General features: G+C 63.0%; 11 protein-coding genes. 7 read left to right on the forward strand and 4 right to left on the reverse strand.

Features of this window, described 5'->3' with window-relative positions:
- Positions 1-87: 87 nt before the first annotated feature.
- Positions 88-654: an HMA2 domain-containing protein gene (locus ACW73L_RS01140; RefSeq protein WP_498919485.1), complete on the forward strand. Its 567-nt coding sequence runs from the start codon at positions 88-90 to the stop codon at positions 652-654.
- 89 nt (positions 655-743) lie between these two features.
- Here the strand turns inward: ACW73L_RS01140 and ACW73L_RS01145 are convergent, their stop codons facing one another.
- Positions 744-1,466, reverse strand: coding sequence for a response regulator (locus tag ACW73L_RS01145; protein ID WP_498919486.1), 723 nt, complete (start codon positions 1,464-1,466; stop codon positions 744-746).
- 351 nt (positions 1,467-1,817) lie between these two features.
- On the opposite strand from ACW73L_RS01145, the gene ACW73L_RS01150 reads away from it, so the two are divergent.
- The 3 genes from ACW73L_RS01150 (at position 1,818) to ACW73L_RS01160 (ending at position 7,013) form a co-directional block, all read left to right on the forward strand.
- Entirely contained in the window at positions 1,818-2,426 is a 609-nt protein-coding gene (locus ACW73L_RS01150) for a cysteine hydrolase family protein (protein ID WP_498919488.1), read from the forward strand.
- 18 nt (positions 2,427-2,444) lie between these two features.
- A complete protein-coding gene (locus ACW73L_RS01155; protein WP_498919489.1) occupies positions 2,445-4,808 on the forward strand; it encodes a PAS domain S-box protein in 2,364 nt (787 codons plus the stop codon).
- 318 nt (positions 4,809-5,126) lie between these two features.
- On the forward strand, positions 5,127-7,013 hold the full coding sequence (locus tag ACW73L_RS01160) for a multicopper oxidase family protein (RefSeq protein WP_498919490.1): 1,887 nt from the start codon (positions 5,127-5,129) through the stop codon (positions 7,011-7,013).
- Positions 7,014-7,525: 512 nt separating this feature from the next.
- On the opposite strand, the gene ACW73L_RS01165 is transcribed toward ACW73L_RS01160, so the two are convergent.
- From ACW73L_RS01165 to htpX, 3 genes are all read right to left on the reverse strand, one after another.
- A complete protein-coding gene (locus ACW73L_RS01165) occupies positions 7,526-8,530 on the reverse strand; it encodes a COX15/CtaA family protein (RefSeq protein WP_498919491.1) in 1,005 nt (334 codons plus the stop codon).
- Positions 8,531-8,668: 138 nt separating this feature from the next.
- Entirely contained in the window at positions 8,669-9,646 is a 978-nt protein-coding gene (gene ygfZ / locus ACW73L_RS01170; RefSeq protein WP_498919492.1) for a CAF17-like 4Fe-4S cluster assembly/insertion protein YgfZ, read from the reverse strand.
- A gap of 67 nt (positions 9,647-9,713) precedes the next feature.
- Positions 9,714-10,604, reverse strand: coding sequence for a protease HtpX (gene htpX, locus ACW73L_RS01175; protein WP_498919494.1), 891 nt, complete (start codon positions 10,602-10,604; stop codon positions 9,714-9,716).
- Positions 10,605-10,699: 95 nt separating this feature from the next.
- On the opposite strand from htpX, the gene ACW73L_RS01180 reads away from it, so the two are divergent.
- From ACW73L_RS01180 to radA, 3 genes are read left to right on the forward strand one after another with little or no spacing between them, the layout of a single operon-like run.
- On the forward strand, positions 10,700-11,824 hold the full coding sequence (locus tag ACW73L_RS01180) for a PQQ-dependent sugar dehydrogenase (RefSeq protein ID WP_498919496.1): 1,125 nt from the start codon (positions 10,700-10,702) through the stop codon (positions 11,822-11,824).
- Positions 11,825-11,860: 36 nt separating this feature from the next.
- Entirely contained in the window at positions 11,861-12,631 is a 771-nt protein-coding gene (locus tag ACW73L_RS01185) for a class I SAM-dependent methyltransferase (protein WP_498919498.1), read from the forward strand.
- A complete protein-coding gene (gene radA / locus ACW73L_RS01190) occupies positions 12,628-13,995 on the forward strand; it encodes a DNA repair protein RadA (protein WP_498919500.1) in 1,368 nt (455 codons plus the stop codon). The genes ACW73L_RS01185 and radA overlap by 4 nt, the downstream gene beginning before the upstream one ends.
- The last annotated feature ends 107 nt before the right edge of the window (positions 13,996-14,102 follow it).

Genomic DNA, 14,102 nt, shown 5'->3' on the forward strand with positions numbered 1-14,102 from the left:
TTCCGCGCGCCATGTGTTCTGGCCGAAGTGAGCGCGTTCGCTTGCCGGGTTAGTCGCGGCTGGAACATATCCAACGGAAGATGCCAGATGACCTCAGCACCGCTCACTCGCCGTCATTCCGCTCGCATTGCCAGTCTGGTGCCGGGGCGTCTGCGCATCAAACTCAGGCGTGGTGATGAGTTGGCTGGCTTGCTGCAGCGGTTGAAGAGCCGTTTGGAAGAGCGCGACGGCGTGCATCAGGTCAAGGTCAATCCCGTCAGTGGCAGTCTGACCTTGCATTACGACCACGGACGCCACGGTACGGCGGGTGTGCTCGGTTTGCTGGAAGATCTGGACGTGATGGTCGAGTCCATCGGTCACCTTCCGTCAGTGGACGGCTCGGGGATATCGGAGGCCGGTTTCATCGGCGCCGCCGAGGATCTGAACCGCCGCATTCGCCGTTGGACCGGTTTGTCACTGGACATCAAGGTGTTACTGCCGCTGCTCTTTCTCGCGGCTGGATTGTGGTCGACCGCTCGAAAGGGCCTGATGGTGGAGGCCGTCCCGGGCTGGCTTTTCCTATGGTTTGCGTTCGACGTGTTCGTCAAGCTACACCCGCCAGAGCATGCCGGAGTTGAGGCCTCAGCTCCGGCGACCGACAAAAAGGCGGTTTAGCGTCGCCTGAGAGTCTGTTGCGTCCGGGATCGGGTTGCCGCGGTCGCTGCCGAACCCGAATCGCGTCCCAAGAAGTGGACCCGGGACACTCAGCGGGCCGCTGCCTCATCCCGGGCATCGCTTGGTTCTGGCGGGCCGAACGTTACGCCCTGTGCTGCAATCAGCGCGACCAACTGGGTGCGGCTGACCACCCGGAAATGCGCTAGCAGATCGCTGACGTGCTTCTTGACGACGGGTACGGAAATGCCCAGTTTGTTGGCGATATGCTTGTTGGGCCAGCCCTGCACGACATAACGCAGCACTTCTGCCTGACGTTTGGTGATGCCGAAGTGGACCGGGTCGACCGCAGCGGTGATGGAACCGTGGCTCGGCATCGGGCCGGGGCTGATGCAGCGGTGCGGCGGGTGCTCCAGCTGGCCGGAGACCAGATGCGCCGGCAGGAATACCCCGCCGGCCAGGGCTGATCGAAGCGCGGCGATGATCGCATCGGCATCCTCGGATTTCGGGACGAAGCCCATGGCCCCCAGTTCGAGGGCCTGTTCGATTACCTCGCGGCTGGTTCGGTCCCCCGAGATCAGTACCAACGGCAGTGTTGGGCGCGCAGCCTTCAGGGCCCGCAGGCAGCCGAGATCCCGGCCGTCGGGTAAGTTCAGGTCGAGGAACGCCAGGTTCAGCGCGCCGTTCCGGCTGGCCCGGAGTCCGTCGCTGCAGTTCCCGGCATGAATGACCTCGACCGATGGATCCAACTGGTGCAGCAGCGTTTCCAGGCCCGCCCGAAAAACCGGATGGTCATCGATAATAAGAATGCGCATGAGTGACTCGGAGCGGCCAGGGAGACGCCTAACCTACCCTAACCGCAATCCATTTTCATTGCTACCGAGGTACCCCTTTTGCACAGCGGGCGGTGCCCGGGATCGACCCCTCTCGTTCTCCCTCATCTCGCTTGCAAGTCCAATGGTCCGTGCCACTCGGCACCGGAAGCTCCTGCGGTTCTGCTGCCGTTGGCGGGTATGGGACGGGTCAAGGGGGCGCCGAAAGGTACCGTTGACCGCTCCGGGAGCGCGACCCATAATCGTGGCGTTTGCGCCCCGCGGTACAACAGGGCCTGGGTTCTGCATCGCGCAAGCCGCACCCACGCCATAACAGCCGAACGGGGTACTGCCATGGATGCCAATACGACCGCCATCCTGTTGGTCGGTTACCAGAATGACTACTTTTCGCCGGATGGTGCGCTGCATGCGGTCATCGAGAAGCCGGCGCAGGTGATACATACCCTCGACAACACGCTGTTCGTGATCGATGCCCTGGCCGCTAGCCGGGCGCTGATGATCACGACGCCGATCCTGTTTACTCCGGACTATGAGGAACTGATCGAGCCCGTCGGTATCCTGCGGACCATCCGGGATGCGGGCGCCTTTCGGGCTGGCTCGACCGGCGGTGCCACCATCCCGGAATTGCTCCATTATGGTGACCGGCTGCTCGAGGTGCCCGGAAAGCGAGGTCTGAACGCTTTCTCCAACACCGAACTCGACGAGGTACTCGCCGCAAGAGGGATCACCGATGTCGTGTTGTGCGGGGTCGTGGCCTCAATCTGCATCGATTCCACCGGCCGCGCCGCTTTCGAAAGGGGTTATCGTGTGACCGTGCTGTCCGACTGCGTGTCCGGACGTACCCTGGTCGAGCAGGATTTTTACGTCACCCAGATTTACCCTCTCTATGCGCGCGTGATGACCAGCCGCGAACTGGTCGGCGAACTGCTGCACGTCCGTTAGCGCTGCCTGGGAATTGCCATGCAGGATGAACTGGGGATCCAGGCCCGACACCGGCTCATCGAGGCACTCGCGGCGGCCGAGGACGCCGCCCGCGCGCGTCTGGACCAATTGCGGGAAATCGTTTTCGAGACCGATGCCCAGGGGCGGATCGTGTTTCTGAACGCAGCCTGGGAGCGGATCCTCAAACACCGCCGGGACGTTTGCCTCGGCCGCGCTCTTACGGAATTCGTCGTCGACAACGATCGGAGCCTGTGGCACGCGCTATCTTCCCACCCCTCCCCCGCGACGGGTCATGCCGAGATCCGCGTCTCGAATGCCTCCGGTACGGCGCTAGTCTTCGAAGCGGTTGCATCGCGCCTCGGTTCGGGAGGGGTGGTCGGTTCGCTGCACGACGTCTCCGCGCGCAAGCAGGCCGAGGCGGAGCGCCGGGAAGCCCGGATGCGTTACCGAGCCATCCTGGACAACAGTTCGCACTTTATCGGTCTGCTCGATCTGGATGGCTGTCTGGTGGACGTCAACCGGACGGCATTGCGCTTTGCCGGCGTCGAGGCCACACAGGTGCTGGGTATACCTTTCCGGGACACGCCTTGGTGGGATCATTCGATCGATGAGCAGGCGAAGCTCGACGAGGCCATCGAGCAGGCCAGGGCCGGCAGTGCCGTCCGCTTCGAGACCACACACCCGGCGGCCGATGGTGCGATTCGCCATATCGAGTTCTCGCTCACCCCCATCGCCGACACGGATGGTCGAATTGCGTATCTTCTACCCGAGGGCCGCGACATTACCGAGCGCAAACGCGCGGAACAGCGCTTTCGCCTGGTCGTGGAGTCGTCGGCGAATGCCTTGCTGCTGGTGGATGCGAAGGGTGTTATCCAACTGGCGAACGCGCAGGCCGAGTCGTGGTTCGGTTACTCGCGCGAAGAACTGGTCGGGCATGCCGTGGACATGCTGGTGCCGACGATGCAGCGAGCGCAGCACGCACGGAACCGCGAGGCCTATCTGGCTCGGCCTGCCGTCCGGCCCATGAATGCCGGCGGTCGCGAATTGTTCGCGCAGCGCAAGGATGGGTCGACGTTTCCAGTGGAGATCGGCCTGAACCCGATCGAGACCGACGCGGGGCCGATGGTGCTGAGCTCCATCGTCGACGTATCCGAACGGTGGCGGACCCAGGAAGCCCTACATCGGGCCAAGGAAGCCGCGGAGAAAGCCAGTGTTGCGAAGTCCGAGTTCCTGGCGAACATGAGCCATGAGATTCGAACGCCGCTGAACGGGATCCTGAGTGCGACCGAACTGCTGGCGGCGGGCGAAATCCTGCCGTCGCAGCGGGAGTATCTCGACATCATCCAGACCAGCGGTGAGGCGCTGCTGGCCGTGGTCAACGATGTCCTGGATTTTTCGAAGGTCGAGGCCGGCAAACTCGAACTCGAGCATGTCGCTTTCTCGCCACGCGAGCAGGCTCTTGCCGTGCTTCGCCTGTTCAGCGTCGAGATAGCCACCAAGCCGTTGCAGGTGCGTTGCGACCTGGAGCCGGATTTGCCCGATCAACTGGTCGGCGATCCGGTCCGTCTCCGGCAGATTCTAATGAATCTCATCGGCAATGCGATCAAGTTTACCGAGCAGGGCGAGATCGTGTTGCGCGTTAGCCTGGAGTCCTCAGCAGATGATTCGGTGAAACTCCGTTTTACGGTTTCGGACACGGGTATAGGCATACCGAGCGACCGGCTGGCGACCCTCTTCAGCCCGTTCGTGCAGGTCGACAGCTCGACGACCCGTCGGTTCGGCGGGACCGGTCTGGGCTTGGCGATCAGTCGTCGACTGGTCACCCTGATGCAGGGCGAATCCGGCGTTGTCAGCGATTTGGGGCACGGCTCGACGTTTTGGTTCACGGCGACCTTCGGCAGGAACAGGGCGGCGGCCGCAGCCACCTTGCTCGGCGACCGGCAGAAGCCGGACGGAGACGGCGCGCTCCCGTCTGCCAGGGTCTTGCTCGTCGAAGACAATCCGGTCAATCGGACCATGTTGCTGGCGCTGCTGGGTCGTCTGGGCCATCGTGTCGACGCCGTCATCAATGGCCGCGAGTGCCTCGAGGCACTCGCGCAGCGCCGCTATGACGTGATCCTGATGGACTGCCAGATGCCCGAGCTCGACGGTTACCAGACGACGCAAATCATTCGCGATCCCGGGTCCCGCGTGCTCGATCACGCAGTGCCGGTGATCGCGCTGACGGCGCATGCCTTGCCGGGCGACCGCGAGCGGTGTCTCGCCTCCGGCATGGATGATTACCTGACGAAGCCGGTGCGCGGAGAGCAGTTGCGCTTGGCCCTTTCGCGCTGGCTTGGGCTCGGAGAATGTGGTGGCGGCGACTACGCCGAGCCCCGGTGATGACATTCGGTCGTCGCTCGCTGGCGGACGGTCTGTATCGAGCCGGCCCCGCTGGACGGGTTCCGGGTTCCACGGAATCTCGGCTCTTCGCTTGCTTCGAACGGGGCATCCGACAACCGGGGATTCCACGCGCGGGTCACGCGTGATCGCCGATACGGCGGGTATGGACACGGCATAAGTTCAGGCTAATACTTGCGCCGTCAGGTTCCAACAGTCGTTCTCTCCGGCGGCGATCGCGGCCGAGAAGGACTTCAGACACCGGACCCCATCCATGGGGTGCGGCCACCGAAAAGAGACGATGACGTCCGAGGAGGTTATATGCGCAATCCCAACAGTGTTTCCCGCCGCCGTTTCCTGTACCAAAGCGGTCTCGGCCTGATGGCTTATGCCGGCCTGCCAACGTGGCTCCGCGCCATGGAGGGTATGGGCGACATGCCCAGAATGGCACCCAACCGGGCTTCGCCCGACTTCAAGCCGGATGTGGAACTGGAATTGCTCTGCCGGCCCGGTACGGTATCGATCCTGCCCGGGCAGGCAACCCGCGTACAGCAATACATCGGTCGGCTGGTGAACGGCCCCGAGAATTCGCTGGCCGTGCTGCCGGGGTCATACCTCGGACCGCTGATGCGCTTCCAGAATGGGCAGAAGATCCGGATCCATCTGCGCAACGAACTCGACGAACCAACGATCACGCACTGGCATGGCTTGAATGTGCCGGCCTTGATGGACGGTCACCCGGTCTACGCACTGGACAAGGGACAGACCTTCGTCTACGAGTTTGAAATGCGCAACCGTGCGAGCATGATTCTGTATCACCCGCATACCCATGGCATCACTGGGCGACAGGTCTATCAGGGACTGGCCGGCGCGATGCTGGTGAGCGATCCCGAGGAGCAGAAGCTGGGACTGCCGGCAGGTGAATACGAGATCCCAATCGTGATTCAGGACCGGCTGTTTGACGATCAGAACCAGTTGGTTTACGCGCGCAGCATGCATGACCGCATGATGGGCTTCCACGGCAATCGGATCCTGGTCAACGGAAGGCCGGATTTCAGTGTCGACGTCGCCACCCGAGCCTATCGGCTTCGCGTCCTCAACGGGTCGAATGCTCGCATTTACAAGCTCGCCTGGGACGACGGATCTCCGTTGACAGTGATCGGTGTGGATGGAGGTCTGCTCGAGACGCCGGAGACCAAGCCTTATCTGATGCTCGGCCCCGGCGAACGGCTCGACATCTGGGCCGATTTCAGCGGACGCCCGGTGGGCTCACAACTCGTGATGCGGAGCCGGCCCTTCACCGGTGTCCTGCCCAAGATGGGAATGGGTATGATGGGTGGGATGGGCGGCGGAATGGGCATGATGGGCGGCATGCGCCACGGCGGTGACGGAAAATCCATGGACGGTGGCGGCCACGGTATGGGTGGCGGAATGGGCATGGGTGGCATGCACGGTGGCATGGGCATGATGGGGAGCCAGCTTCCGGTCGGCAGCGATTACCCGATTTTCACCGTGCGGGTAACCCGCAAAGTCAGCGAGAGCCCGAGCCTGCCGACACAACTCAGCAAATTCACCCATCTCCGCATCGAGGACACCGCAAATCCAAACAACCCCGTCCCACTCGGAATTTCCGAGGCACCGGGTGCAATGCTGCTGAACGGACGGCCTTACGCCCCCAACGACTTCCTGCCCAGCGAGCGTATCCCGTTCAACACGCTGCAACTGGTTCAGATCTTCCACGCTCACGGTGGCGAGGGCGGTCACGGGGGCGGTGCGTCGGGCGGCGAGGCGAAACCCGGTGGCCATGCGGGCGACAGTAAGCCTGATCAGATGCCCGGCGGCGGAATGCAGCACGGAATGGGCGGAATGGGCGGAATGGGCGGAATGCAGCATGGCGGCGAGGGAAAATCAGGCGGGGGTGGCATGGGAGGCATGGGGATGATGATGTCCATGGCTCATCCAATCCACTTGCACGAAGAACCGTTCCAGATCATCAGTCGCAGCATCGGTGCCGAGGAAGCGGAGGACTATGCGACCGTCAAGGAAGGTTTCATCGACAGCGGCTGGAAGGATACCGTGCTGGTGATGCCCGGCGAGAAGGTCCGGATCATCAAGCCCTACAAGAGTTACAAGGGCGTCTTCATGGTGCATTGCCATAACCTCGAGCACGAGGACATGGGCATGATGCGCGAGTTCCTGGTCGAGTAGCCCTGTCGCTGCGGGATGCTTTCGGGCATCCCGCTCAAGGGCGGTGGTAGAGGTTCATAGCGGAGAGGCGCCGACGTCAGACGGACGCCCAGCCGACGAAGGGGCGGGATGAGGCGCTTCAGACGGGGCCCGAATTCGGGGTAACCTCGGGGGGATCGCGGATCAGGGGAAGACCATTGTGTCGGCGGGTTCAACTCTCCCGCCCGATGTCACCGCCGTACCACGTGTTCTTCTCGTGCCAGCACGCGACCATCCCATCTCGAGTTGGGGGGCGCGCTTCGTCGCGGTGGTCTCCGCGCATCGGACCGTCCTGCCAACGGACGATGTTTGCCACAGCGATCGGTTGCGCAGTCACGCGTGATTTCGCTCGACCCGATCGCCAGCCGTCAGCAGCGCAGGTGTTTGCCCCCATCAACAGGGCCTGGGAGGCGGTGCGATTTGCCGAATCAGGTCGTCGGTGATCAAGGCGAGAATCCCGTCGGGTTCAGGGTCTCGGGTCCGCAAGGCGTGGCTCAGGGGTAGCTGGCGGTAAGCTCCGCGCCCTGCGCTGGCGTGTTCGACGCGTAGCGGTAAATCGAGAAGAGCGCGAATTGCATGCCGAAGATCAGATTGGCCAATAACAGATGCAGCGGCTGCACGACGGCGGGGAAGCCGAAACGGTCCAGCCCGACGCCAGCCGCGATCGCTGCGACCACTAGGCCGGCTAGGGCCATTCCGAACCGGGTGTACCAATGCCGGTGGCCCAGACACTTGAGCAGGGTCCAGGCGAGCCACAGGTTCGTCAACAGGATAATCGACGAAAACGAGCGGTGGATGTAGAACACGGTCGGGAATTCCTCACGCCAGAGATGCCGGTCGGCGGCATGGAACAGCGTGGCAATAACATCGACCGACTCCCGGATCTGGGTCCCCATGGCAATTTGCAGCAGGGTCATGACCATGGCCGCGATCAGCACGGTGCCGAATCGCGGAGGCAGCGCTGCAAAATCTGCTTTCCGGATGCGTGTGCGCTGCGAACGGATCACCGTATAGAGCAGCAGGGAAACGATGACAAAGGCCACGATCATATGGGCCGTAATCATCGCTGGACGCAAATTGCTGGCGACGACCGCCGAGCCGAGCCAGCCCTGAAACCCCACAAGCAACAGCACGGCGCCGGAAAGATAGAACACCGGAGGATCGAGCTTGCGCAGCGGGATCGAGCAGGCGAGGGTCAACATGACCAGCGCGCCGATCGTGACACCGATCAGCCGATTGACGTACTCGGTCCAGGTTTTGAGCGGATTGAATCGCGTGTCGGCATAGCCGCGCTGGGCGTAAATCTCCTGATAGTTCGCTGGCAACTCGGCCTCGGAGGTCGGTGGGATCCACTGGCCGAAACAGGTCGGCCAGTCCGGGCAGCCCATGCCGGCGCCCGACGCACGGACGATACCGCCGACCATGATGAGGAAGTAGACCGCCGCGACGGTGATCAGGCCGATCCTGAAATAACGGCGGGTTGCGGTCTCGTCGATCATGGTGATACTCGGGGGAGGGGTGAAAAAATCGCTCGGATGCTATCACTGGGCACCCTGATCTCCAAGGCTCCGACCCGGAATCTGGCTCGCCGTTGCACTTGCATCGCACCACCACTGCGGTAGTCGGAAAAAGAGTCCTCAGGTTTCGAGCGAGTAGGGGAGGCGTGCCCGCTCGAGCAGCGGGCCGGAAGGCGAACCGAGGCGCAATTCCTGGGCTTGCGCTCCTTCGGCTGTCAGCACGGATAGCAGATCGTAGCAACCCGGCATCTCCGGTGTGTCGGCAGCGATAAGTACCTGGCCGGCCAAGGTGTCGTCGGGACCCATCGCGATGCGCATGCCGGCTTCAGGACGGTGGTCCGACTGCGTCCGCAGCCGATGCATCCGCCGCTTTACCGCGCCCAGGTAGTGAGTGCGCGCGACGACTTCCTGCCCGGTGTAGCAGCCCTTGCTGAAGCTGATACCCCCGAGCAGATCCAGATTGAGCATTTGTGGGATGAATTCTTCCGCCGTCGCGTCGGTGACGCTGGGAATCCCGTCGGCGATCTCGGCCCACTGCCAGAGTTCGTTCGTGATCTCGTGTGCCAGGCCGTCCGCGAGCAACCGGTCACGGAGCGCCGCCGTGACCGCGGACGGTCCCGCGACCAGATACTTTCCGCTGCGTTCGAGGGCAAGCACCCAGGCGCCCGTGGACATCAGCAGCGCTTGGCCGGGCTGGGGTTCGCCAGTCATTCCAAGCACTGCGCCGGCTTCGGGACCGATTGACCCCAATCCGCCCAGCAGGGACCACTCTCCAGCGTCAACGGTCACGGTGATGCGTACCTGCGAGCGCAAGACGTAGGGTATCAGGCGGCGCCTGACGGCATCGATCCTATCCTTGGGCAGCACCAGCAGGCAGCCACTTTCGACTCGCAGTAAACGGAAGACCGCAAGGGTGCGTCCTTTGGGATTGCAGATCGCGCCCAGTGTCATCTGGCCCGGCTTTAGCGCTTTGACGTCGCAGGTGGTCTGCCCTTGCAGGAAGCCGACGGCGTCGGCTCCCTCGATCGCCAGAACGGCGTGATTGTCCAGCGTGGCCAGCCCGAAACCGGACTGGCCAGTGGAGCCGTTGGGGTTCATGCGGAGCGTTCGAGAAGTCGGGGTAAGGTGAACAAGGCAGGACCGGCGCGGCCGCCGTTTGGCGCGTCTACGGTTGCGCGCGCTGCAGGGCTTCGATGCGCTCCTCCAGCGGAGGGTGGCTCAAGAACAGCCGCGACATCCCGCTCACGCCGCCGCCGATACCGAAGGCAGCGAACTCGCCCGGCAATTCCTGAGGGTCGTGAGCGCGCTGCAATGCACGCAGGGCACCGATCATCTTCTGCCTGCCGGCAAGTCGCGCCCCGCCTGCGTCGGCCCGGAATTCGCGCCAGCGCGAGAACCACATGACGATCATCGTCGCAAGGATGGACAACAGGATCTGGGCCACCATCTGTGTGATGAAGTATGCAGGGCCGTAGCCGCCCCGATCGTCGTCAGAACGGAATACCACGCGGTCGACTAGATGGCCGGCGATGGTCGCGAAGAAGTACACGAAGGTATTCACCACGCCCTGCAGCAGGCCCATGGTTACCATGTCGCCATTCGCCACGTGGCTCATTTCATGGCCGAGCACCGCCTCGACTTCGTCGGCGCTCATGGCCTGCAGCAAGCCCGTGCTCACGGCGACCAGTGCATCATTCTTGCTCATGCCGGTAGCGAAGGCGTTGGGGTCCGGGGATTCAAAGATCCCGACTTCGGGCATGCCGATGCCGGCTTTTTCCGCCTGACGGGCGACGACGTCGACGAGCCAGCGCTCTGTCGCATTACCCGGCTGGCCAATGACGTGAACGCCCATTGACTGCTTGGCCATCCACTTGGACATGGCCAACGACATGATCGAACCCGTCATGCCGATCACGCCGGAGTAAATCAGTAGGCTTTGCAGATTCAGGTGTACGCCTTGCTGATCCAGGAATTGCCCCAGCCCCAAAACTTGAAAAATCAGGCTGATGAGCAGCAGAACGGCCGCATTGGTCAACAGGAAAAGCAGGATGCGCATGGGGTCGGCTCTCGGTTAAATCTCAGTGTTACCATACTTGGGCACCCCTGATGAAAAATCAAGACAGCGAAAGTTCTGGCTGCTGGAGGATGAACATGCGACGGGCGAATAACAGGCTGGCTTCGATCGGCTGGCTGCTGCTGTCGTCGGCAGTGACGACTGTGTCGGCAGCCCCCGGCAGCGCTTGGCTGGATAAAATCCGGTTGCCGGGCGGATTCCGGATTGCAATCTTCTCCGACCGGACCCCCAATGTGCGTTCCCTGACCGTTGGCGATGATGGCACCGTGTATGCGGGCACCACCAAGGCTGGCAAGGTGTATGCGCTGCGCGACCAGGATGGTGACGGTGTGGCTGAGGCGGTGCAGGTCATCGCGTCCGGTCTGAATGTGCCGAACGGCGTCGCGTACCGGAACGGCGATCTTTACGTGGCCGAAGTCCAGCGTATCGTCAAATTCGCCGGGATAGGCAGCCGGCTGAACAATCCTCCGGTTCCCACCGTCGTCTACGACGGGTTTCCCGGTGAGTTGCACCACGGGTGGAAGTATCTGCGCTTCGGACCGGACGGAAAGCTCTATGCGCCGGTCGGCGCTCCCTGCAACATCTGTTTGTCGCCCAATGAGATTTTTGCGACGCTGACGCGCATGGACCCGGATGGCAAGAATCTGGAGATCGTAGCGCGAGGGGTCCGCAACAGCGTCGGCTTCGACTGGCACCCCGAGACCGGCAAGCTGTTCTTCAACGATAACGGTCGGGACGAGTTGGGCGACGACCGGCCTCCGGACGAATTGAACGTCGCTCCCGAACTCGGCCGGCATTACGGCTACCCGTTCTGTCATGGGGCCGACATCGGCGATCCTGAGTTCGGCGATGAGCGGCCGTGCACCGATTTCGTCGCGCCGGTGTGGAAGTATGCGGCACATGTCGCGCCGCTCGGCATGCGTTTCTATAGCGGAAAGCAGTTTCCCGAGGAGTACCGGAACCGGCTGTTCGTGGCCGAACACGGTTCCTGGAATCGAACCAAGCCGCAAGGTTACCGGGTCGTCGTGCTGCAGTTCCGCGACGGATCTCCGGTGGCGGAACGCAGCTTCGCCGAGGGCTGGCTGCAGCCCGACGGGACCGTGCTCGGTCGCCCGGTCGACGTGCTGCAGCTGGCCGATGGCTCGCTGCTGGTCTCGGACGATCAGCGCGGCGCGATCTATCGCATCAGTTATCAGGATTGAGTCTGGCAACGTCAATTCAGGGATCACGAAACTCGCATGGCAACGGTAAATTTGGAACGGGCAGCGGATCCGGCCTCCGAGCAAGCTTTCAGCGGACTGATCGGCGCCGAATATGAAATGCTGAAGCTGATCTGCCCGGCCGCGGCGGATATGAGCCGGCAGGTGGGGGCTTTTCTGGCCGGCTGGCAGTGTCCCGGCGCCGTGGCCGGGCGGCGTCTGAAGGTGCTTGAGATCGGCTGTGGTACCGGTATCACCACGGCAGCATTGCTGCACGCGCGCGCCGACATCGAAATGACGGCCGTCGACATCGCTGCGCCCATGCTGGCCCAGGCGAAAGCCAATCTGGCAGCCTGGAGCGAAGCGGGGCGGGTGCATTTCGTCGAGAGCGATGCTTTGGGCTTCGTCAAGGGGCTGCCGACGGACAGCGTCGAGGTGGTTGCGTCGGGCTATGCCTTTCACAATTTTCTCGACGACTACCGGTGCGAAGTCGTGCGCGAGATCTACCGGGTGCTGCGTCCGGGCGGCGTGCTGATCAATGGCGACCGGTATGCGTTGGACGACACCATCGAGCAGACGCGCGCCATACAGGACGAGTTACGCCAGTATTTCCGCGTCTTCGCCGAACTCAAGCGGCCGGATCTGCTGGAGGACTGGACGCTGCATCTGTTCAGCGACGAAGCGCCGGAACATGTCATGCGGCTGGAGCCGGCGCTGGCGCTTTACCGGGGGGTCGGTTTCGACCCGGTCCGCGTGCATGAACGCTACCGGAACAACGCGGTCGTCAGCGCAGAAAAGCCACAGGCGTGACGAAGGGAAAGGCCCAGCGCAGCGTCTATCGGTGCACCGAGTGCGGGCACGTTCAGAACAAATGGGGCGGGCAATGCCCCGGCTGCGGTGTCTGGAACACGCTGGTCGAGAGCATCGAGGACTCAACCCCGGCACGTCGGCATCTCGGGTATGCCGGGGAACAGGACCGCAGCGAACCGGTGCCCTTGGCCGAGGTCGAGGGCGAGTTGCTGGATCGGCAGGAAGTCGGGCTCAGCGAACTCGACCGCGTGCTGGGCGGCGGACTCGTGCGAGGCTCCACCGTGCTGCTCGGGGGGGATCCCGGCATCGGCAAGTCCACGCTGCTGCTCCAGACGGCCGCTGCGCTGGGAGGCCAGTCAAAGACCCTTTACATCACCGGCGAAGAGTCGCTGGGGCAGGTCAGCCTGCGCGCGCGGAGGCTACATCTCGCCTGCGACAACGTGCTGATCCTGGCGGAAACGGCTTTGGAGCGTATCCTCGATACCGCACGTCGTCACTTGCCGGAGATCCTGGTCATCGATTCGATCCAGACGATCTACAGCGAAGCGCTGCAGTCGGCGCCGGGCTCGGTGGCGCAAGTCAGGGAATGCGCGGCGCACCTGGTGCGGTATGCGAAACGGCTGCAATGCAGTGTATTCCTGATCGGGCACGTGACGAAGGAAGGTGCGCTGGCCGGACCGCGCGTGCTCGAGCACATGGTCGACACGGTCCTGTATTTCGAAGGCGACAGCAACAGCCGGTTCCGTGTGGTGCGTTCCTTCAAGAATCGCTTCGGCGCCGTCAACGAACTCGGTGTCTTCGCGATGACCGAAACGGGGTTGCGCGAAGTGCGGAATCCCTCGGCAATTTTTCTGTCGCGGTACGATGAGGATCTGCCGGGCAGTGTCGTGATGGTCATGCGGGAAGGCAGTCGGCCGATCCTGCTGGAGGTTCAGGCCCTGGTCGACGATTGCCGCACCGGGATGCCGCGCCGGGTGGCTGTCGGCATGGAGGCCAATCGGCTCGCCATGCTGCTGGCGGTGTTGCACCGCCATGGGGGCATGCCAGTAATGGACCAGGACGTGTTCATCAATCTGGTGGGCGGGCTGCGCCTCAATGAGACCTCGGGCGACCTGCCGGTGCTGATGGCGATCGCCTCCAGTTACCGTGACCAGCCGGTGCCCCGAGACTGGGTCATTTTCGGCGAAGTCGGCCTGAACGGTGAGGTCCGTCCCGTGACCAACGGCGAGGAGCGTTTGCGCGAAGCCCAGAAGCAAGGCTTCCGCCATGCCCTGGTGCCCGCGCCCAATGCCCCCAAGAATCTCCCTGCGGGCATGGAAGTGACGCCGGTCCGAACCTTGCGCGACGCGCTTGCGGCACTGTGAGCCGGCTTTGTCCGTAACCGGCAGTTGCCGCAGCTTTCGCGATGCGAAAGCCGTGATAAGTTGACCGCGTGGGTGGGAATAGTCATACTCAAAAAAGTGTTTGAAGA

The organism is Methylolobus aquaticus, from assembly GCF_054172105.1.

What these genes read in the sequence shown, in the direction of transcription:
- ACW73L_RS01140 (WP_498919485.1), top strand. Translation starts at nt 88, where the DNA reads ATGACCTCAGCACCGCTCACTCGCCGTCATTCCGCTCGCATTGCCAGT.
- ACW73L_RS01145 (WP_498919486.1), bottom strand. Translation starts at nt 1,466, where the DNA reads ATGCGCATTCTTATTATCGATGACCATCCGGTTTTTCGGGCGGGCCTG.
- ACW73L_RS01150 (WP_498919488.1), top strand. Translation starts at nt 1,818, where the DNA reads ATGGATGCCAATACGACCGCCATCCTGTTGGTCGGTTACCAGAATGAC.
- ACW73L_RS01155 (WP_498919489.1), top strand. Translation starts at nt 2,445, where the DNA reads ATGCAGGATGAACTGGGGATCCAGGCCCGACACCGGCTCATCGAGGCA.
- ACW73L_RS01160 (WP_498919490.1), top strand. Translation starts at nt 5,127, where the DNA reads ATGCGCAATCCCAACAGTGTTTCCCGCCGCCGTTTCCTGTACCAAAGC.
- ACW73L_RS01165 (WP_498919491.1), bottom strand. Translation starts at nt 8,530, where the DNA reads ATGATCGACGAGACCGCAACCCGCCGTTATTTCAGGATCGGCCTGATC.
- ygfZ (WP_498919492.1), bottom strand. Translation starts at nt 9,646, where the DNA reads ATGAACCCCAACGGCTCCACTGGCCAGTCCGGTTTCGGGCTGGCCACG.
- htpX (WP_498919494.1), bottom strand. Translation starts at nt 10,604, where the DNA reads ATGCGCATCCTGCTTTTCCTGTTGACCAATGCGGCCGTTCTGCTGCTC.
- ACW73L_RS01180 (WP_498919496.1), top strand. Translation starts at nt 10,700, where the DNA reads ATGCGACGGGCGAATAACAGGCTGGCTTCGATCGGCTGGCTGCTGCTG.
- ACW73L_RS01185 (WP_498919498.1), top strand. Translation starts at nt 11,861, where the DNA reads ATGGCAACGGTAAATTTGGAACGGGCAGCGGATCCGGCCTCCGAGCAA.